We start from the raw sequence: 17,730 nt of genomic DNA, 5'->3' as shown, positions 1-17,730 counted from the left end.
GGAGTTGGTCTGTTCTTCGATCGATGTCCTCGTCCGAAATAGAGAGTACAGTTCCGCAGAACTATTTGTAGTCTCAGTCGTCAGCGGTGTTGTCGATCCTCTGGTGAATCGTAAGCCCGCTCTGCGTCCCTTCGTTCGGCGACCAAGACGCCCACTTGGTCGTGCACGCGCTCGACCGCCGTGACCGCGAACCCGACATCAGTCAGTACGTCCACGAGCATCCCCACGGTTGCTCCGTCGACCCCGTGACCGAAGAGCGGTTCGTCAGGCTCGGACGACCCGAAGAACATCGCGTCACCGAGGACGAATCGCTTTGGGTTCAAATCGGCGATGGCCTCGATAGCCTCGCGTTTCTCCTCGTCGGGGAGGTGGTGCAGCGCGAAGTTCGAGACGACGATGTCGACGCGAGCATCACGAGTGTCGGTTCGGGGCGTCTCCGAGGACCCGGTGTCGACGTCCCCGTCGTAGCGTGGGTCGCGAAACTCGCCGTAGCCGAACTCCACGTTCTCGATTCCCGCCTCGGCGGCTTTCGACCGCGCCTGCTCGATCATCCCGTCGCTGATATCGCGACCGACGACGCGGCCGGCGTCCTCGGCTAACGCGAGCGCAATTAGGCCCGTCCCCGTCCCGAGGTCGAGGACGACGTCGTCGGGGCGCGGGTCGGCGTGTTCGACGACGAGTGAAGCGTACGCATTGTAAATCGGGTTCTCGCCGCTGCCGTGTTTCTCATTGTACCGATCGGCGATCTGCGAGAAGCGATCGGCGAGCTCCCCGAGCGATTCGTCCATTACTGCTCTCCTTCGAAGTCTTCCTTGGAGAGTTCCATGTTGACGGTCGCACCGATCGCGTGGCCATCGGCGACGGCGGATGGGATGGACGGCGGACCCCCGCTCGAGGCGTCACCAGCGACGAACAGTCCCTCGACCGACGTGAACCCCATCCCATGCTGGGACCGTGTCGTCTCGACGAGTCCGACGTCGCTCACGTCGAGACCGAGTCGCTCCGGGAGGTCGCTGTGTTGCTCCATCGGCGGCGGGTAAAACAGTGCGTGGCAGACGACCTCGCGACCGTCCGCGAGGGAGATGCTCTCGAGGTCGCCATCGGAGCCATTGAGTGCAGTAATCGGTTCGGCTTCGATGTCGACGCCTCGCTCGACAAACAGCGACCGCGATTCGTCATCGAAGACGTCCTGCCCATCGGTGAATGCGACGAGGTCGTCGCTCAGGTTGTAGATGAGCGTCGCGTAGTCGAGCATGTGCTCGTTCGTGACCACGACACCGAGGGGTTCATCACGAACTTCGTAGCCGTGACAGTAGGGGCAGTGATGCACACCGCTCCCCCAGAACTCCTCGAAGCCGTCGGTATCTGGAAGAGTGTCCCTGATGCCAGTCGCGAGGACGACCTTCCGGCTCGTGACGGTCTCGCCGGACTCCAGCGTACTGGTGAATCCGTCGTCGTCTTTCCTGACGTCCGTCACTTTCTCATCTCGGAACTCACCGCCGTACGTGAGGACGTCCTCACGCCCGAGTCGACGGAGCTCCGTCGGTGAGATACCGTCTCTCGTTAGGTATCCGTGTGATTCTGCTGCTGGCCCGTTACGCGGTTCGTCGTTGTCACAGACCAAGACACTGCGGAGCGAGCGCCCTAACTGGAGGGCTGCACTCAACCCCGCAGGCCCGCCGCCGACGATGAGAACGTCGTACTCCGAATCACCATTCGCTGTTTGCATCGCTACTGCAATTAGGATGGGAGGTGATAAGATTGCTGCTGCTGAGCGCGAATTGCTCAGAGAGGTATATCGGACTTTTCTGGTCCCAAACGGCTACGAAAGCCGATACAGTGAATTGGTTCGTTCTATTCAATTGCTCTACATCGATTCCGTAGTTGTAGACACTTGCAGAGTGAGTGCAATCTTTATGTGGTAATAGTACGACCCTTCGGTAACGATGCCAGACGCCGTACAAAAGCAACTCCGGACTGGGCGGGAGTGCGAGGGTCTTCTCGAGTGTATGTTCGGACTGAACGAGATCGACAGAGCCGTCTTTCGACTGTTAGCGGAATCGTCTGAACCGCTTACCGTGGATCACGTTGCGAAATTCATCGGCAAAGAGCGGACGACTGCGTACCGCTCAGTCAAACGACTCGAAGAGGCAGGCGTCGCTGTGCAAGGACAAGAAAGCTGTCCGAAGGGCGGCTACCATCACGTGTATACTGTTTCCGATCCTGATGAAATCGCGAACGAACTTCAACGCATGCTCAACCAGTGGTACGCCGAGACCGGCCAACTCATTCAGGAGTTCCGGGATACGTATGTCGGGGATTGTTCTTTCGAGTAGAATAGTGGTTTCATTCTCGATGTTTGACTGGTGTTTTCTGTGTCTTCGCTCTTGAGTGCGTGCAATTGGGGAACGCCGATTTGGACGCAATGGTTTGGGTATCGGTTTTGTCACTGTCGTCCACGAGCCAAGCGACGAAGCAGCCGACTCGATCCTCCAACTTGCGGTCTTCCATCAAGGCTGGACCGCCGCTCGCGACACCGACAAGAGAGGAGAGTGTTACAAGACGGAAGAAACGACTATTGGCTAGCACGAGAGAATCGCAACTGTGACAGACGACGTCGCCTATCCTTCGGTCGAGCTCATTCTCGATCTCCACGAGCAGATCGTTGACGAGGGTGACGCCACAGAACCCGGAGTTCGATCGGAGGACGCAATCGAATCTGCAGTGCAGTACATCTCTGAAGGATACTTTGGGGAGGTGCCACAGACGCTGCACGAAAAAGCGGTCCATCTGATGCGGCTGCTTGTTGCAGACCATCCGTTCGTCGACGGGAACAAGCGAACGGCGCTCCGAACGGTGGTTGTCTTTTATATGCTAAATGGACACACGTTCGACTACGGCGACGAAATTCGCGCCTTACTGCACCGCTTTGCGACCAACGAAGCTGCCGTCGACATCGACACAGCAGTCATCTACTTCCGAGCGTGCGCTCGTCGCAACTGATAAAGGGACACACAGAGTATGTTCGACACAGAGATGGCGTCCAGCACCGATTCCTCGGCGACGGTCGATGAAGAAGTTCGCCGACTATACGAGCGATATCAGGCGGCCGAGAGTGACGCCGAACGCCACCAGATCGCCCTCGAGATGGGGAAACTTGACGGACGCCGCCATACGGAGATCTACGCTGCACTCGAAGACGAGTGAGCTAACAGAACTCTTCGCACTCCCGTCGGTATCGACACCTGTTTTGAGTCTGCAAAATGCCATGACCCACCGTCAATCACACCCGTTGTGATTGGCATTGACGCAGCCGACGGTCGAAACTCGTGTCTCTTCCCCTCGTTACTCGACAAACTCGATGAAATCGTCTCCTCGCCGTGGCGGCGCGTACACCGCTAACGACGACTAAGTGACGAAAGGCTCTCGATACGGCGAGATACGAGTGAAGGATTCAGTGGATTTGACCCCGGTAGTCGTCAGTCGTGAGCCACGTCATCGAGAGAACTGTTCTTTCTGCCCCCCGATGTGTTGAGTAGCTTCGGTAAGTTCGGAGGAAATGCTCCACAATCATTATCGGCGGTGCAGGGCGCTAAAACCTCGCCGTTTACGTCGGGGATACAGCGCCCGTCCTCGTTCACTTTCACCGAGTGGCAAAGGTCTGAGTGCCCTCGGATGGGTGTCGAGCCGAATGGTGAAGCCGTTCGGTCCTCGGCAGTCCACAAACCGGCAGTTGACTCGGTGTTTGCCTCATCAAAACGTAAGCCCGTGGACAGCAGAATCGAGATAAAACAATCAGGTAACTCCGAGTCGCCGTGTCCGTCTTGGACACTCGATAGATTCCAGCGAGCTATTTTTGGGGAATGACCGTTCTCATTTATCATCTAATGAGTCCGTTAGCATATCTTATTTAAAAAAAGAGTGGTAGACGAGTAATCGGTCAATTCGCACGTCTCTACTCAGCGGTTGGTTCACCGTCGATATGATGGAACAAATGAACTCTCCGTGCTGCATACATCCTCTATATTCAGCACGCCACTCTTGACAGTGTTCGGTTAGTCGCTGACATAGTATCTCATCTTGAAGGATTCCGTCCCCCTATTCATGATTGTTTGTCATGCGTGCAAGTATATTACGGCTCAAAATATATGGTGTAGTGAATACACATAAGAATATGGAACAGTTAAATTATGTTCAGAATCTGGTGCAGAGAGGAGTTGAATGAGTGGGGAAACAACAGCACCGGGTGTTTCAGAGACGGTACTGATTGATTGTACTGAATGCAGCGGTGTACACGAACATCGCGTCACAGTTGTCATTGAGTCAGCACTAACTCGGGGCGGAATCTTGGAAGACAGCGATGAACCTCCCAAGCAACAGATGAGGGTACTGAAGTGTTCTGACTGTGGAAATTTCATACGAATAAACGCAGTCTAAATCAGACTTCGCTACAAAAAGGACCCGCAGTACTCGAGTAGACGGGACCTGTTTGTAGAAGACGAAATAACACAGGGGCAGTTCGTGCGGAATGTCCACTGACCGAGGACAGTTCCGGGTGAGAAGAACGTATTTAGAGTTGGCAGGATCGCCCGAGTTCTCGTTCGTACTCCGATGTAATTCGCTCGAACAGGTCCTCGCCGAGCGCGGTCTGGAAGCGCGGCGCGGCGGTCGCAAAGAACTCGTCTAAGTTCTCGAACTCGGCGAAATGGTCGTTCGTCTCGGTTTCATCGTACCGATTTTGCCGCTCGTATTTGAGCGCTTGGAGACAGTTGTTGATCAGATCCATGTCCTTGACGAACTGCGCCGTCGGGGTGTCACGAGCCTCGTACTCTTCCCAGAGCGACAGGAGTTCGGTGTGGTTGAATGGTCCGACGAGGTCAGTGACCGCGCTCCGTTCGGCCGCCTCCTTCTCGGCGGCGGGGACGGTCTGGCGTCCGTCCTCCGCGCGAGTTGGGATATCGCCCGTCCGAGCTTCACCGAGGTCGTGGATGAGTGCCATCGCCACCGCCTTCTGGCGGTCGACATTCTCTTGTTCGGCATAGAGCAGACACAGCACCGCAGTCCCCCACGTGTGGGCTGCGACTGATTCCGGTGCGTCGATGTTCCGGAGCACCCATCCCGTGCCGAAGTTCGTCCTTCAGGTCGAACCACTCGAGCAAGGAGTTGAGGTCGTCAGTCATCATCTCAGGGAGACGAAAAGCGACCCATTCAACGTACCGAGTCCTCCTCCGAGTCGTTCTCGGTTTTACGTGCGCCGTTGACGGCTGGATGCTCGTTGTAGAACGATAGTAGGCATTTCATCCTACTCGCTCCCCTCGTGAACGTGTGACCGAGACAATTCAGGATGCGGCCTGCACGTCGTTCCGCCATCCGAACTGGGCGAGCATGATCTGACGCCCCGTCTGCAGCAGTTGGCCGAGTCGCGGTACGCCGTCGTGCTCCGGAAAGTCGGTCTCCTCTCGCAGCTTCTCTGGGCGTTCATCCGTCGTCAGCTCCTTGAGCGGTGATTGTCGTAATTCGCCTTCTGTCCCCGACCTATTGACCTCCTCCCGCGCCTGAAGACGCGAGAATCCCACCACGGGATTTCAGGCTGGTCGTGGCCCTATGGTTTCAAGACGCATACGTTCCAAGCGTCTCTTGCTGGGTGTTAGCATCGGCTTGGGTGTCTTGTGAGGCGGTCAAACGCCCCCCATCCTCGGCCGAGTCATCGCCATCCGTGTGTTCTCTTGAATGGCTCTCTCCACTAAGGTAGCGGTCTGCGATATTTCTGGCTCTGTTGAAATCCTCAGCCGCGGATAGTTTGCTGAGGCCGTGCTGGATAGAGCGCGCGTCTCGGCCATCGATTCGGCACTCAATATGGACAAATCGGAATTTCGCACTCGATAGCAAAAGCCAAACATCCCTTCCCTGTACCATCAGTTAATGAGTGAGTCAAAAGACGCGAACACGAGGCCAAAAATATCAGTTGCAGTTGTAGACAAGGCGCATGCGAACGAGATCCCCGACAATATCGACTCTGAACTATATACGACAACAAGGCCTGAGTCATCGTTGGTTAAGTTTGTGGCTGACCCTGATGGAGAGCTGGCAGAGGCACTCAGGCGAAACGGATTCGACATCTGACCTAATCCTCTCGCATATCCACTTAGCGGTCCGATCAGAGCCAATGAGGCGGAATTAACGAGGCCTCCATAAGAGATTCAACCGCTGTACGCAGCACGTCGCTCTTGACAGCGTTCGGTGAGGTTGCTGCGGCCGTACTGCACAGAGGGCGCAAGTCGGTCAGACCAGTTTGATAGGATGAGTATCGTTCGACGACCGCGCGAGGCAAGCATTTTGCTGTCGCACTCACAATGTACACACATGGGTTCCGAATCGGAGAAGAAGCGCGTTCAGTTCCGAGCGCCGAAAGGGCTAGTGGAACGGGCTGACACTCTCGCAGCGGTGTTCGAGACAGACAAGACAGACATTCTCATCACCGCCCTCCGAGAGTACCTTCGGGACGCATCGCACTCTGATGAAGTAAAGCAAGAGGTCGCAGAAGCGTACTATGACGACGACATCACCTTCGAGGAATTAAAGTCTCTCGTCGGCCACGAGGAGGCCGCAAATTTCCGTCTCCTGAAGCGGCAACTAAGCGAGACATTCGTTGACGATGTGGCGGAGGAGTTGGCTGACACATAGATGGTTCGCATCGTCGCTGATACTTCCGCTCTCGTTAGTTTGGGAACGGTTGTCGATGCCACAACGAACCCACTGGATACCCTCCTGGAGTCGCACGAATTACTACTCCCCGAGCAAGTCCTCGAAGAGTTAGCTGGAACGGCCTCTTACGATGACGCCTCTGGAGCGGCGGCACGGGCCGTGCTCGACCGTAAGAATGGTTCGAAGTCCGTCCCGTCGAACTGGACGAAACGTTTCCACTTGACGATGCCGAGAACGCGGCAGTCACGCTGGCGAACGGAGTGAACGCGGTTCAACTCCTCTGCGACGAATTCAACCGGCTAGCACTTATCCACGCATCACTGGTCGAAACTCGCCTCGTGACGACGCCGATCCTACTCACTGCCCTCGTGCGGAACGACGTGCTCTTACCTGGTTCTGCGCACCGATTCCTTGAGAGGATGAGTGAGGCCCGAAGTTGGTCAGCGAACTCCTACGTCGCACGCGCAAGAGCGACACTGCAACAGCAACGAGAGGGATATTGATACTTCCTGCAGATTTCAGATAGCTTCTCGCATCTCTGCTGAATAGAGTGTGCAAGTCGGTCACTCGACGGTGCCAGTCTCGGTGTTACGTGTACGGTGGACTTACTACCTCCAAAAGTCCACGAGAGTACATGAGTGAGGAAAGCGAGACAACATCAAGCGGGAAAGACGTGGGGGCAGGAATGGCGATTGGACTTGCACTCGGTGTCGCTATCGGTTCTGCGACAGATAATCTTGGATTGTGGCTCGCTATCGGAGTGGCACTTGGTGCTGCAATTGGAGCTGGACTGAGCAACCGAGAATAGAGATATATAAACGAACATCGAAGTCTTGCTGAATGCACCCTCTGAATCGGTCACGACGCTTCTGACAGGTTTTGGTGAGGCCTCGACGAGTGTGCTGAATAGAGGTGAGACACTCATAGTTCATCACAGACCGAAGTGAAATCAGCTGTTTACGAAAGCAACACGCTCGTCAGTGATTACGATTCCGCAGTGAGGACGGCAACCGAATTTCGCTGTTCCGGAGGGTCCAACAGTATCTCTGTCCCGGTATCGGTAATCTCGTCGTTCGCCCACGTTGCCGTTTCGGCGTTGAGATATCGAAGTCGGTACGACTCGTCTTCGAGACGGAGCGTGACATCGCCCCCCGTCGGGAAGTACACGATGTACGACTCACCCGGCGCAGCGGCGCAGTATGCTTCGTTGGCGGCAGCGTCGACTAACAGGTCCTGTCGCGGTGTCAGACTGCACAGGTCGACCGTCTCCTCGATCATCCGAACCGATCGGACGTGTGTGAGCGCTCGCTCGCTCGCGCCGATTCCCCACCCTTCGTCGCCCTCGGCGACCTGTCTGTGGAATCGGCAGGCAGCGCAGCCGCCGATAACGTTCCGCCAGAACCACTGGACCGCCTGCTCGGCGTCGCCGGCGGCGTCGTTTCCGCCGTTGAAGCCGCCGTAGATCTTCACGTTGTTGAACGGACGGGGACCGATAGCGTCCCGCACGTCCCCACGCCAGGTCTGGAGGGTATCCCAGTGATCCTGGCCGCTCGCCCCCGCGAAGTGCTGGTTGTGTTGGGAGAGTTCGACGTACGAGAACGTCTCGGGATGGTCGATTACTTTCCTGACTGAGTCCTCCGGCGTCATATTCATGTTGGCGATCTCGACGCTCACACCGCGCTCCTCGGCCCGGTCGAGCACATGGTCAGCCCAGTGCAGCTCCCACTTGATCCCGGCCCACCCCTCGTTGGTGACGTTGTAGATGACATTCTCGTAGTCGAGCGAGTGACTGAGAACCTCGTCGACGAATCGCTCTTGGTGGGCGAGAACGGTGTCGTTGTCCTCCTCGATCGTGCGGAAGAAGGCGATCCGGTCCTGCCAGTGGTCACCGCCGGTCGCGGGAAGCGCGTCTTCGGGAAGCGTGTTGTTGACCGGGTTCCAAGCGTGGTTGTCCCACCTGTCGCCGACGAAGTCGTGCTGGTCCCAGAGCGTCAACTTGACGACGATGTCACGCTTGGCTGCCGTGTCGAGAAACTCGGAGAGTCGGTTCCAGTACGTATCGTTCCACTTCTGGAGGTCGTACGTCCCGTCGTCCCGTCCGAACGGCGAAACGTCCTCCTCCTTCCGGTCGGAGAGAGTGTTACGAACGAAGTTCCCACCCGCTTCCACGAGCTGGTCGAGATGGTCGTGTAGTCGGTCGCCGGTCCACTGAAAGAGGTTGTCTTTGTCCGTTCCTCCCAGGAGAAGAGTCGGTGTATCATCGTACAACCAGTACCACGGATTCTCAGAACTCCGACGGACCCGCTCAGTCATATCTCGTTGGTGCCGGGTAATGAGCATAAATCACATGGTAACTCACGACAGAGGAAGAGTCTGAGAGTATAATTTGGGATTGGTAGACCGATACCAAACGAATTCAGTTCGGAACGAAACGATAGATAAGCAGGCGCTACTCAGCAGTTAGTTCAGCGTCGGTGAGATGGAACAAACGAACCCTCCGTGCTGAATACATCCTCTCGGCCTTGTTTAGACGCGGTCCAGTTCGTCCGCTACGGCTGTTTGCTCACCAATGAAATCGGGGAGAGCAACTCTTAGGAATGAATTCTGATCACCTAACAGCGTCATCAACCGAGGCTATCTGGGGTGCCTAAACAAGGCTCATCCTCTCTATTCAGCACGCCGGCTCTATCAACTGCTGAGGGTTTTGACAAAGCCGTATTCAGTGACTGAATATGTATTAGTCGGGTCGTTTGGATACGTACTCAACGAGTGTCGGAACAACCGAGAGGCCGCAATCCAGTAATTACCCCTGGCTTTCTACGATATACCGCTCGTAGCCGTATCCCACAAACGCACCGAGTGGGGTGACGACGGGGGCGGTAATGAGGCCGCCGAATACAGCGATTAGAACAGTCAAGAACAGGAACTCAAAAATCGCCCCAATGAATGGGCCAGCGGAAAATTCACTCAGAGAGAACACGAAACCTATCGAAGCCGCAAATACGAACAGCGTACCGAACGCTGAAACGACGCCTGCGATGGCGCCGTAGAGTGGGTTCGGCTCGTCCGGCATCAGCACGCGCCAGACGACGGTCCCGACGAACACAGCGATAATCGGTGCGAAGATACCCCCGAGAAAGATGATCTCACTTCCTCGTCGGTACTCCGCTATGCTAGCGGAGTTGAATCCGCGGGCTCTGAATGTCTGAACGAAGTTCCAGAGGTTAATCAGGACGGCACCAAGGAAAGCCGACCCGCCTGCGGCGAGGCCTGCCCCGACGTCCCGCCGAGAGACGCCCAGATAGCTGGTCATGTTCTAATCGCTGAAGAACGTGGTTGCTCAATAATAAAACGGATGTGTCTCTGTTACTGACGTTTGTACACCAGCCAGTAGGAAAGTGGGAGTGTAATCGTGAGGATCACGAACGTCCCGAGTAGTTGGCTATAGATGTCTGGGGGCGCGATCTGAGCGGCGATTGCGAATCCGAGGATAATAAACAGAGACTCGTAGATGACGAACCGGGAACGGCGTGATAAGTCCATACCGTGGAATTAGACAGTCCTACTCATACTTCCACCGACAAATTCGCACGCTCGTCTAATCGGTTCGTTTGACCCATCCACTGTGAAATGAAGGGTAACGCTCTGCTGCATACTCCCTCTGTACTCAGTACCTAGTTACTGACAACGTTCGACGAGGTCTCTGCGAGCGTGCTGAATAGAGGGCGCGAATCGGTCAACGGACTCGGCACTGGTGTTAGAGAATGGAATCGCTCAGAACAGCGGTGTGAATTGACCGTTGACTAATCACCATCCGACCGCTTCTTAGAGCAATTGATCAGATGAGTATACCGGCTAAATACGCCGAAATATGCACTAATCAGCTATTCTGTAATAACAGGCTATACTTGTCGGCTCTTCCTTCGCCAGCATACGCATGGGAGAAGCCACAGGAGATGGCATCCGGGAGGCTGTCTCTGGAAACATCCTACAGTATTACATATACAAGTCGACGAAAGCGGTCGAATTCTATCGGCCCATCATGTACCTCTTCTTTTTGGCTCAGGGGCTTTCGTTCACTCAGATTTCCATTCTGGAGGTGCTCTACAATCTGACGACGTTGTTCGGAGAGATACCGACTGGCTACATCGGCGACCGCGTTGGACGACGCAACAGCCTCCTCATCGGGACGTCACTCATATCACTGACACTCCTCGGTATCGGTCTGTCGAACTCGTTTCTTCCGCTGGCAGGCCTCTACGTCTGCTGGTCACTGGGCTACAACTTCCGCTCCGGGAGCGAAGACGCGTGGCTCTACGACACACTCACCGACGACCTCTCCGAAGACGAGTTTGCCCACGTTCGGGGGCGAGGAGAATCGGCGGCGTTGGCCGTTGGAGCCGGTGCGGCGATTCTCGGTGGGTATCTCGGCAGCATCGACCTCTCGTATCCCTGGTTCGTCGCAGCGGGCGTGACGAGTCTCGGGGTCGTGGTACTGCTCACGCTTGACGAACCCCAGACGTACAAGGAAACCGCGACTGAGGAGTTGAGCCTCCGTCGAACGGTCCGTATCGTGAGAACGGTCCTCGGTCGTCGCCGTTTGCGGTCGTTCCTGCTCTACTACTATGTTCTGTACGCCGCGGTCACGTACCTCGTATTCGTCTTCCTCCAGCCGATCTTCGAGACCGTCGTTCTCGACCTCGGAATCCAGCAATCACAGGTCGAAACCCTGTTAGGGTGGTTCTATGCGGCGTACAGTCTCGTCGGCGCGGTACTCAACTACTACACGGGGGCAATCAGAGAGACGATCGGACTACAAACGTGGTTTCTCGTCCTCCCGTTCGCCGTTGGTGGCGCGCTGATCGGGATGTACTTCCTCCCGGTGCTTGCCCTTCCGACGTTCCTTCTGATTCGAGGAGTCTCGGATGTCACCCGTTCGTTCGCCGGGCAGTACATCAATGACCGTGTGGAGACGCTCGCTCGCGCCACCGTTCTAAGTGCGATGGCGATGGTCAGCGGCCTCGCAGTCGTCCCGTTTCAACTCGGAAGCGGCGTCATATCCGACGCCGTCTCTCCGCTGTTTGCACTGGGTGTCGGTGGTATCGTTCTCGTCGTTGGGGCAACGGCCATCCTTCTCTGGGAGGCTCCTATCGGCGATGAATCAATCCAACACTAAGCTCCGCGGCACTGTCTAGATAAGGACGAGCAGGTTGAAGAGCTAGTGATTCATGCTACTCTCAGACCTGCTCAAAGAGAGTTTAGACACTGCAACGCTTGAATGTTGGCAGCGGGAGCGGACGGCGACGTCCCAAACTCGCGAAGCGAGTTTGTGGGCCCGAAAGACGCATCGCGTCTTTCGAACGTTGACGAGACGCTTCACGTCTCGTTCGCACACCAGAACCCGAAGGGTTCTGGGGACGCCCGTCAGGGCGTTCGCCGTCCGCCTCCACGCTGCCGGTCTCTCGCTCAGGGAAACAGAGGCGATTCTGCATCTACTCGGCGTAGATCGCTCGTTTCAGGCGATTTTCCAGTGGGTACATCGACTGGCTGACAGCGTCTCAGACCCGCCTTCGGCGCAGCCGTCGCGGGTCGCCGTCGACGAAACCGCTGTCAAAATCAATGGCGAGTGGTCTTGGTTGTACGCTGCAATAGACATCGACACCAAGTTACTTCTCGACGTACAGCTGTTCAAAAGACATGGCACCGATTCGGCGGCTGCGTTCCTTCACGGAGTCGTCGAGAAACACAATTGCGAAGACACGGTGTTTCTGGTCGATCAATTCGGTTATCGGACTGCACTCTCTCGATTAGGGCTGAGCGGTCGGGTCGACTATACGGACCGAAATCTGATCGAAAAGTGGTTTCACACCCTCAAAATGCGAGTTGACCGCTTCCATAATTCGTGGGTGGGCAGTCGGCTGAGCGTCCGCCAGTGGCTTGCACTGTTCGCTCATTACTATAACGTTCAACGACCGCATCAAGCGCTCAATGGACGAACGCCGGCTGAAGAGGTTAACTAGACAGTGCCGACGAGACCATCCCATCGTGGAACTTCTCGCGCTCGGATTCGGCCAGGGGAACACGTTCCTCTCGGAACGAGTCGACGAGGCCTGCCTTGGACTCAATGGCATGCTCAACGAGCCGTGCGAGGATGTCCTGTGGGGTTACTCGTTTGCCTGTCTTCAGCCGAATTTCGGCCTGTAACAGTTTGAGCCGAGACTTAGTGTCGTCTTCCATCTTCACCGACGTGACCCTGTTCTTCAGTAGAGCATTCTACTGGGTAAAGTTTGCTACCAGAGAGATGGTACTCCTGAGATTGATGAATACAGAAGTTAACTTGAGCAATTGAGTCTATCCGAGGTTGCAACCCAGATATCCACGAGTATACAGATGGCTTTAAGACCTCGGAAGAATATCTATCCGCGTTCGAGAAAAGTATATTCTGAAAGAATCCCGAAGAACCAGAATCCGAGTGTCTTTTGTGGCTAAATAAACCCGAGCAGACCGACGATAAACACTAGCACTCCCACGAGGGGGCTTATAACTCAGGTATTGAATATCGGTCTATGAGGTTTCTATCGATAACTTCGCACGCGCTACTCAGGACGTAGTCCCCTTCACTCCGAATGACTGCTTCGCGCTGGTAATTCTGTTCATCGTTGAGTGGGTCGTACCCTCGAAATCTACCGATGTAGGCGGTGAGCGACTCTTTCTCGACAACTCTGGGAAGGAGTCGCGCGGTCGATTCGTCGTCGAACTTCGCTGGAACGACAAACCACTGGTCGCTGACGTAATTAACGAGTGTGACCTCGGGCTTGCCCTCAGCATACGTTCCGCGACTATGTGTCAAGGGGCCACGCGAGTGCCACCGAGAGTTCGCGCTCGCGACCTTTCAGCCTTCGCAGTCACGTAGACTTCATCGATCTCAACTGATAGATCGGTGTGACTTCCCTCTCACCGAAGATACAGACCGCGTTCTCGGAGCGAGTGAATTGGGACGACAGCGTAGCGGGGGCGAACAGAATGGACCGTCTCACAGGTTGTAGTGATGTTCTTATTGTTGGTATTTACAACCTTGTATACCTATCTTCGACCGTGGCTTTACTTAACTGTCCGTCGAAAGCATTACAATACTAGTTTCGTAATCCGTAATCTAGATAGATTGTAGAATAATACAATATAAACATCACACAAGGGCAATCTTCCCTCGGGTGGCACTCACTGGCCTCCGGAGGCACTACCGCACAAGAACGCTTCTCTTCGGACTCTGGGGGGTTCAGTACGCGTAAATAGGAGTACCACTGAGAGAAAATATACTGATGTAGTATTTTTGTATGTTTTCTAATGCTACTCCATATTTCCGCAGGATACTACTCCGTTACTACCTATCGATAGACTAAAAGTACAAGAATAGAAGCTCTTCTTCAGAAAGTATTTATGCGCAGGTCGGCTACCGAAGAATACCCCTACCCAGGACGATACTGGTGAGTAGCTTTCGGGCGCTCTGAGCGCCTCAGAGCCAAAGCCGTATTGTCGAATCCAAAACACTATGAGCGAAACAAACAATCTTCGTGCCCTGCTGATGGCGGCACTCGTGGCCATGTCGGTCTTCGCGGGCGTTGGAACGGTCAGCGCCTTCGACGCCGACAGCATCGAAACCGGCCCCGAGGCCAACGTCGCCGTCGGTCAGGACACGGCTACCCAAGAATTTACCTTCGAGACGTCTATCGCCGAAGGTGAGACAGAAACGATAACGATTGACACGAGCAGTCTCCCGAACGACGCCGAACTGCTCGGCGTCGGTGCGACGGCTGCCAGCGACGATCTCGAAATCGTTGAGAGTTCGGTCGACGATGAAGAGGCCACCATCGGTATCGAGAACACTGGTGACGCCGCGGTGACCGGCAGTACCATCACCGTCACGCTCGTGTACGACACGAGCGATCTCGAACCCGGAGACACCGGTCCGGCCTCGTTCAACATGTCGAACTCGACGAGCGAAACCGACACGGAGGTCACCTTCGACCTCGGTGTCAACGAGATCGGTGACGTCAACTTCCAGGGCGAAGTGGTGCACATCAACACCAGCACCCTGGGCGACGACGTCACGCTCCGAGAGGTCGACGAGCGCGAAGACGGAGACATCACCCAGAGTAGCTTCATCAGCCAACTCAATCCCACCGACGACGGTATCGTCGAGATCGACACCAACGATCTCGAAGGTGACTACGTCGTCGCCGGGGACGGCGGTGTGAACGGCGAGAACGCGATCGAGTTCGAGGTCGCGGTCCAGAGCCTCACGGCCAACTGGAGCGAAGACTCGGTCAACCAGGACGACGAGGAGGACCTCGAACTCGAATCCGGTCGCAGTGACTACCTTGTCGAAGTCGGCGCCGACGGTCTGGACGCCGACGACCTCGAGGACATCTTCGGCGAGGCCTCGCAGTTCGTCGGTGTGAACGACGAGGACGACACGGTCTACCTCGAATCCGACACCGATACGGACATCACGGCTAACTTCTCGGACGACATCGACGCCGGTGACTACAACTTCGACGTCGAAGTGACGGACACGACGGCCTCCGACTCGGCGTCCATCGAAGTCACCGACGACGAGGCGGACGTCAACTTCGCCGACTCGGTCTACACCGAACAGGTCGGTGACGTCGTCGAGATGTCGGTCAACATGGAAGACCGCGAAGAAGCGTACGTCTTCGTCGGCGGTGAGGACGTGAACTACCTCGAAGCCGTCCAACTGACCGACGACGACGAGGACGGCGTGGTGAACTTCACGTTCAACAGCTACACCGCGAACGAGGAGAACACCAACCCGTTCGAGCTCGTCGAGGACTCTGACGACGAACTCGAACTGGCGACGGGCGACATCGAAGCGGAGAACGGTGACATCGGCGACAGTCTCGACGGCACGCTCGACGAGCGACTCGAGACCGGTGACTACGACCTCCGCACGAGCACGTCGCTCGCGTACGACGTCGACGACGACGAAGTCGTCGACGAGCAGGACGTCGCGACGCTCGACCTCGGCGAACGCAGCACGAACGGTATCAACACGTGGACCGCGCCGAGCGGTAACGCCGGCGAGTACGACGACGTCGAGGAACTCCTCGAAGAGGTCAACCGGAGCAGCACGCTCGCCATCGACGACCGTCTGGTCGTCCAGATCAACGCGAGCGGCATCTCCGGCATCGTCGACGAGGACGACATCACCACGATCAACGGTCAGGCCGACAACGGTCTCAACCTCGACATCGAGGAAGGAGACTCCGGCGCGAACGCTGACGACAACAGCGGCCTGACGCTGGACAGCAGCAACGCCGAGATCTACCAGGACCAGTCGGTCGCCGACAATCAGGTCTTCGTGGTCGTCGACACGCGTAACGTCGACCTGGAAGACGAAGAACAGTACGAGGCGGTCTTCACCGTCGGCGACGAGGACGCGGACGTGAGTCCGATCGACTACGTCGACGACGAGGAAGAAGAGAGCGTCTCCACGACGTTCATAGCCGAGGACGCGAACGCGGACCTTGACCTGAACGACGACGACCAGTTCGAGGTCCCGCAGTCGCAGAACGCACAGGTCGAGTTCGACACGAACCTCGCTGGCGGCTCCGAAGTCATCGTCCGCCTGCGCAGTTCGGCCTCTGACTCCGCGTTCCTGCTCTCGAACACGGTCGACACCGACGCGAACGGCACCGTCTCCACGACGTTCGACACTTCCGACATCGAAGTCGGAACGGAGTTCAACATGGTCGTCCGCAGCGACGGCGACGAAATCGCTGACGAGGACGGCATCATCGTCGAAGGCTCGAACATGACGGGCACGATGGGCGAAGGCACGATGTCGGAGACTCCCGGGACGGACGACGGGATGACCGACACCGAGACCGAGATGCCCACGGACACCGAAGAAACGCCCACGGAGGGCGGCGAATCGCCCACTGAGGGTGGCGAAACCACGACGGGCTCCACTGACGGTGGCACGCCCGGCTTCGGTGTTGTCGTTGCCGTGACGGCGCTGCTGGCTGCGGCTCTGCTGGCAGTCCGCCGCGACTAACGACTCGAACCAACCATAACCACCGGCTCACGCCGGCTCTCGACGCTCTTCCTTTATGCCGACACTTGACCCCGAGAGCGACAGCGACCCTCGGTGGCGACTGCGGCCCGACCGCTGCGCTCGGCGACGTGAGCGAACGGCCGGGGAGATATTGTACCGCTGCCGGGGCAAACACCGTGTCTCCCGCGCGGAAGCCGCTATCGCGGTCATCCCGTCCATCGGACCTCCGCGAAGCGTCGAAGGCCGCGACGACTTCCTCGTGAGAGCAGACCGACGGAATCCGTCTGCGTCGGAAGCGATGGAAGTCGTGCTCGACGTTCGGCACGAGCCCACGCACTGTCGAACATCGCTGCTCAGCCGAGCCTTCCTGCACGACCGGCCACCCACCGTCGGTCCCGAATCAAAGCCACGAACCCGTCCAGAATCGAGAGCCCGTCCGACAGCGCCGACGTTCGTGTGGGGACAGTCCTGCAGCGAAGCGAGCCTCTCGAACCCCGGTCGCGTCCCGACGAGCGACCCCGAGTCCACGCGCAACGGACGCCCGCGAAAGGTTGACGGTACGACCGCCTCTGAAGAGTTACGGCGCCAAGCCGTCCTCGGGAACGTCGACGGTTGCGTCCGAACACCGAACGGACTCACAGCGTCGCCTGCAACCTCGTCGCTCGAACGAAGACGGCGACGGGGAGGGGGTCGAGTCCGTCTCGTTTGAGACCGCGGACGGCTGACGGGCCGTCGAAACGGCGTCGGGCCGTGTAGCACCGTTCTTCGGGTTCGGATCACCGACGCCGAGACTGTGTCGGGAGAGGACGACAGCGCGCGGTGCTGGACTCGTCTGCGGCCTGAGGGGAAGCGGAGTTGCAGTTCGAGGGAGCGATTCCCGGCCGCGCCGTCGGCCGTTCGGTGACACGACTCGCTGAGTCCTTTCGCGTTCGGTGGAAAACAAGGGCGAA

Annotated in this window: 15 protein-coding genes and 6 pseudogenes; 13 read left to right on the top strand and 8 right to left on the bottom strand. The window is 56.9% G+C overall.

Translation table 11 applies throughout. The features are described 5' to 3' along the window. Positions 1 to 80: 80 nt before the first annotated feature. Together NDI79_RS14585 and NDI79_RS14580 are read right to left on the bottom strand one after the other, a co-directional pair. Positions 81 to 788: a class I SAM-dependent methyltransferase gene (locus NDI79_RS14585; RefSeq protein ID WP_310929262.1), complete on the bottom strand. Its 708-nt coding sequence runs from the start codon at positions 786 to 788 to the stop codon at positions 81 to 83. After that, positions 788 to 1,729: an NAD(P)/FAD-dependent oxidoreductase gene (locus tag NDI79_RS14580; protein WP_310929261.1), complete on the bottom strand. Its 942-nt coding sequence runs from the start codon at positions 1,727 to 1,729 to the stop codon at positions 788 to 790. The genes NDI79_RS14585 and NDI79_RS14580 overlap by 1 nt, the downstream gene beginning before the upstream one ends. Before the next feature lie 217 nt (positions 1,730 to 1,946). Here NDI79_RS14580 and NDI79_RS14575 point away from each other — a divergent pair, with 217 nt between their 5' ends. The 4 genes and pseudogenes from NDI79_RS14575 to NDI79_RS14565 all read left to right on the top strand — a co-directional run bounded on the left by NDI79_RS14575 (position 1,947) and on the right by NDI79_RS14565 (position 3,207). After that, positions 1,947 to 2,336, top strand: coding sequence for a helix-turn-helix domain-containing protein (locus NDI79_RS14575; protein ID WP_310929260.1), 390 nt, complete (start codon positions 1,947 to 1,949; stop codon positions 2,334 to 2,336). Positions 2,337 to 2,451: 115 nt separating this feature from the next. Beyond that, a pseudogene (locus NDI79_RS23770) lies at positions 2,452 to 2,586 on the top strand (DUF8069 family protein); the annotation flags it as partial. A gap of 18 nt (positions 2,587 to 2,604) precedes the next feature. After that, a complete protein-coding gene (locus tag NDI79_RS14570) occupies positions 2,605 to 3,003 on the top strand; it encodes a type II toxin-antitoxin system death-on-curing family toxin (RefSeq protein WP_310929259.1) in 399 nt (132 codons plus the stop codon). A gap of 18 nt (positions 3,004 to 3,021) precedes the next feature. After that, positions 3,022 to 3,207 carry a hypothetical protein gene (locus NDI79_RS14565; protein ID WP_310929308.1) on the top strand — a complete coding sequence of 62 codons (186 nt, stop codon included), beginning with the start codon at positions 3,022 to 3,024 and terminating at the stop codon, positions 3,205 to 3,207. 1,363 nt (positions 3,208 to 4,570) lie between these two features. Here the strand turns inward: NDI79_RS14565 and NDI79_RS14560 are convergent. Further along, positions 4,571 to 5,183, bottom strand: a pseudogene (locus NDI79_RS14560) (HD domain-containing protein). Between the two features lie 168 nt (positions 5,184 to 5,351). On the opposite strand from NDI79_RS14560, the gene NDI79_RS23615 reads away from it, so the two are divergent. Next, positions 5,352 to 5,507, top strand: a complete 156-nt coding sequence (locus NDI79_RS23615; protein WP_425499615.1) for a DUF7526 family protein — start codon at positions 5,352 to 5,354, stop codon at positions 5,505 to 5,507. 103 nt (positions 5,508 to 5,610) lie between these two features. Here NDI79_RS23615 and NDI79_RS14555 read toward each other — a convergent pair. Further along, positions 5,611 to 5,784: pseudogene (locus NDI79_RS14555) on the bottom strand (RNA-guided endonuclease TnpB family protein); the annotation flags it as partial. Between the two features lie 138 nt (positions 5,785 to 5,922). On the opposite strand from NDI79_RS14555, the gene NDI79_RS14550 reads away from it, so the two are divergent. From NDI79_RS14550 to NDI79_RS14535, 4 genes and pseudogenes are all read left to right on the top strand, one after another. Next, positions 5,923 to 6,123 (top strand): hypothetical protein, encoded by a 201-nt coding sequence (locus tag NDI79_RS14550; protein ID WP_310929258.1) that lies wholly within the window; start codon positions 5,923 to 5,925, stop codon positions 6,121 to 6,123. 240 nt (positions 6,124 to 6,363) lie between these two features. Further along, positions 6,364 to 6,684 carry a hypothetical protein gene (locus NDI79_RS14545; RefSeq protein WP_310929257.1) on the top strand — a complete coding sequence of 107 codons (321 nt, stop codon included), beginning with the start codon at positions 6,364 to 6,366 and terminating at the stop codon, positions 6,682 to 6,684. Beyond that, positions 6,685 to 7,208 (top strand): annotated as a pseudogene (locus NDI79_RS14540) (PIN domain-containing protein). 131 nt (positions 7,209 to 7,339) lie between these two features. After that, positions 7,340 to 7,513 (top strand): glycine zipper domain-containing protein, encoded by a 174-nt coding sequence (locus tag NDI79_RS14535; protein ID WP_310929256.1) that lies wholly within the window; start codon positions 7,340 to 7,342, stop codon positions 7,511 to 7,513. Positions 7,514 to 7,689: 176 nt separating this feature from the next. On the opposite strand, the gene NDI79_RS14530 is transcribed toward NDI79_RS14535, so the two are convergent. The 3 genes from NDI79_RS14530 to NDI79_RS23610 form a co-directional block, all read right to left on the bottom strand. Next, on the bottom strand, positions 7,690 to 9,018 hold the full coding sequence (locus NDI79_RS14530; protein WP_310929255.1) for a DUF6298 domain-containing protein: 1,329 nt from the start codon (positions 9,016 to 9,018) through the stop codon (positions 7,690 to 7,692). A gap of 490 nt (positions 9,019 to 9,508) precedes the next feature. Further along, on the bottom strand, positions 9,509 to 10,018 hold the full coding sequence (locus tag NDI79_RS14525; RefSeq protein ID WP_310929254.1) for a hypothetical protein: 510 nt from the start codon (positions 10,016 to 10,018) through the stop codon (positions 9,509 to 9,511). 53 nt (positions 10,019 to 10,071) lie between these two features. After that, the gene (locus NDI79_RS23610) at positions 10,072 to 10,248 is read right to left on the bottom strand and encodes a DUF7534 family protein (RefSeq protein WP_425499609.1); all 177 of its coding nucleotides are present in this window, start codon (positions 10,246 to 10,248) and stop codon (positions 10,072 to 10,074) included. A gap of 394 nt (positions 10,249 to 10,642) precedes the next feature. Here NDI79_RS23610 and NDI79_RS14520 point away from each other — a divergent pair, with 394 nt between their 5' ends. From NDI79_RS14520 to NDI79_RS14510, 3 genes and pseudogenes are all read left to right on the top strand, one after another. Beyond that, a complete protein-coding gene (locus NDI79_RS14520) occupies positions 10,643 to 11,881 on the top strand; it encodes an MFS transporter (protein ID WP_310929253.1) in 1,239 nt (412 codons plus the stop codon). Between the two features lie 52 nt (positions 11,882 to 11,933). After that, positions 11,934 to 12,008: pseudogene (locus NDI79_RS14515) on the top strand (IS6 family transposase); the annotation flags it as partial. Between the two features lie 114 nt (positions 12,009 to 12,122). Then, positions 12,123 to 12,725 (top strand): annotated as a pseudogene (locus tag NDI79_RS14510) (IS6 family transposase); the annotation flags it as partial. Here the strand turns inward: NDI79_RS14510 and NDI79_RS14505 are convergent. After that, positions 12,718 to 12,942, bottom strand: a complete 225-nt coding sequence (locus tag NDI79_RS14505; protein ID WP_310929252.1) for a hypothetical protein — start codon at positions 12,940 to 12,942, stop codon at positions 12,718 to 12,720. The pseudogene NDI79_RS14510 and the gene NDI79_RS14505 sit on opposite strands and share 8 nt — an antisense overlap. A 1,312-nt stretch (positions 12,943 to 14,254) precedes the next feature. Here NDI79_RS14505 and NDI79_RS14500 point away from each other — a divergent pair. Continuing rightward, positions 14,255 to 16,780 carry a BGTF surface domain-containing protein gene (locus NDI79_RS14500; RefSeq protein ID WP_310929251.1) on the top strand — a complete coding sequence of 842 codons (2,526 nt, stop codon included), beginning with the start codon at positions 14,255 to 14,257 and terminating at the stop codon, positions 16,778 to 16,780. The last annotated feature ends 950 nt before the right edge of the window (positions 16,781 to 17,730 follow it).

The sequence above is a fragment of the Halogeometricum sp. S3BR5-2 genome (assembly GCF_031624635.1).
In the GTDB taxonomy this organism is placed as follows: domain Archaea; phylum Halobacteriota; class Halobacteria; order Halobacteriales; family Haloferacaceae; genus Halogeometricum; species Halogeometricum luteum.
The sequence above is the reverse complement of the archived record's forward strand: the minus strand, read 5'-3'. Positions and strand labels throughout refer to the sequence as shown.

Excerpts from the sequence above, each read along its gene's own strand:
- NDI79_RS14585 (WP_310929262.1), bottom strand. The coding sequence starts at position 788 with ATGGACGAATCGCTCGGGGAGCTCGCCGATCGCTTCTCGCAGATCGCC.
- NDI79_RS14580 (WP_310929261.1), bottom strand. The coding sequence starts at position 1,729 with ATGCAAACAGCGAATGGTGATTCGGAGTACGACGTTCTCATCGTCGGC.
- NDI79_RS14575 (WP_310929260.1), top strand. The coding sequence starts at position 1,947 with ATGCCAGACGCCGTACAAAAGCAACTCCGGACTGGGCGGGAGTGCGAG.
- NDI79_RS14565 (WP_310929308.1), top strand. The coding sequence starts at position 3,022 with ATGTTCGACACAGAGATGGCGTCCAGCACCGATTCCTCGGCGACGGTC.
- NDI79_RS14550 (WP_310929258.1), top strand. The coding sequence starts at position 5,923 with ATGAGTGAGTCAAAAGACGCGAACACGAGGCCAAAAATATCAGTTGCA.
- NDI79_RS14545 (WP_310929257.1), top strand. The coding sequence starts at position 6,364 with ATGGGTTCCGAATCGGAGAAGAAGCGCGTTCAGTTCCGAGCGCCGAAA.
- NDI79_RS14535 (WP_310929256.1), top strand. The coding sequence starts at position 7,340 with ATGAGTGAGGAAAGCGAGACAACATCAAGCGGGAAAGACGTGGGGGCA.
- NDI79_RS14530 (WP_310929255.1), bottom strand. The coding sequence starts at position 9,018 with ATGACTGAGCGGGTCCGTCGGAGTTCTGAGAATCCGTGGTACTGGTTG.
- NDI79_RS14525 (WP_310929254.1), bottom strand. The coding sequence starts at position 10,018 with ATGACCAGCTATCTGGGCGTCTCTCGGCGGGACGTCGGGGCAGGCCTC.
- NDI79_RS23610 (WP_425499609.1), bottom strand. The coding sequence starts at position 10,248 with ATGGACTTATCACGCCGTTCCCGGTTCGTCATCTACGAGTCTCTGTTT.
- NDI79_RS14520 (WP_310929253.1), top strand. The coding sequence starts at position 10,643 with ATGGGAGAAGCCACAGGAGATGGCATCCGGGAGGCTGTCTCTGGAAAC.
- NDI79_RS14505 (WP_310929252.1), bottom strand. The coding sequence starts at position 12,942 with ATGGAAGACGACACTAAGTCTCGGCTCAAACTGTTACAGGCCGAAATT.
- NDI79_RS14500 (WP_310929251.1), top strand. The coding sequence starts at position 14,255 with ATGAGCGAAACAAACAATCTTCGTGCCCTGCTGATGGCGGCACTCGTG.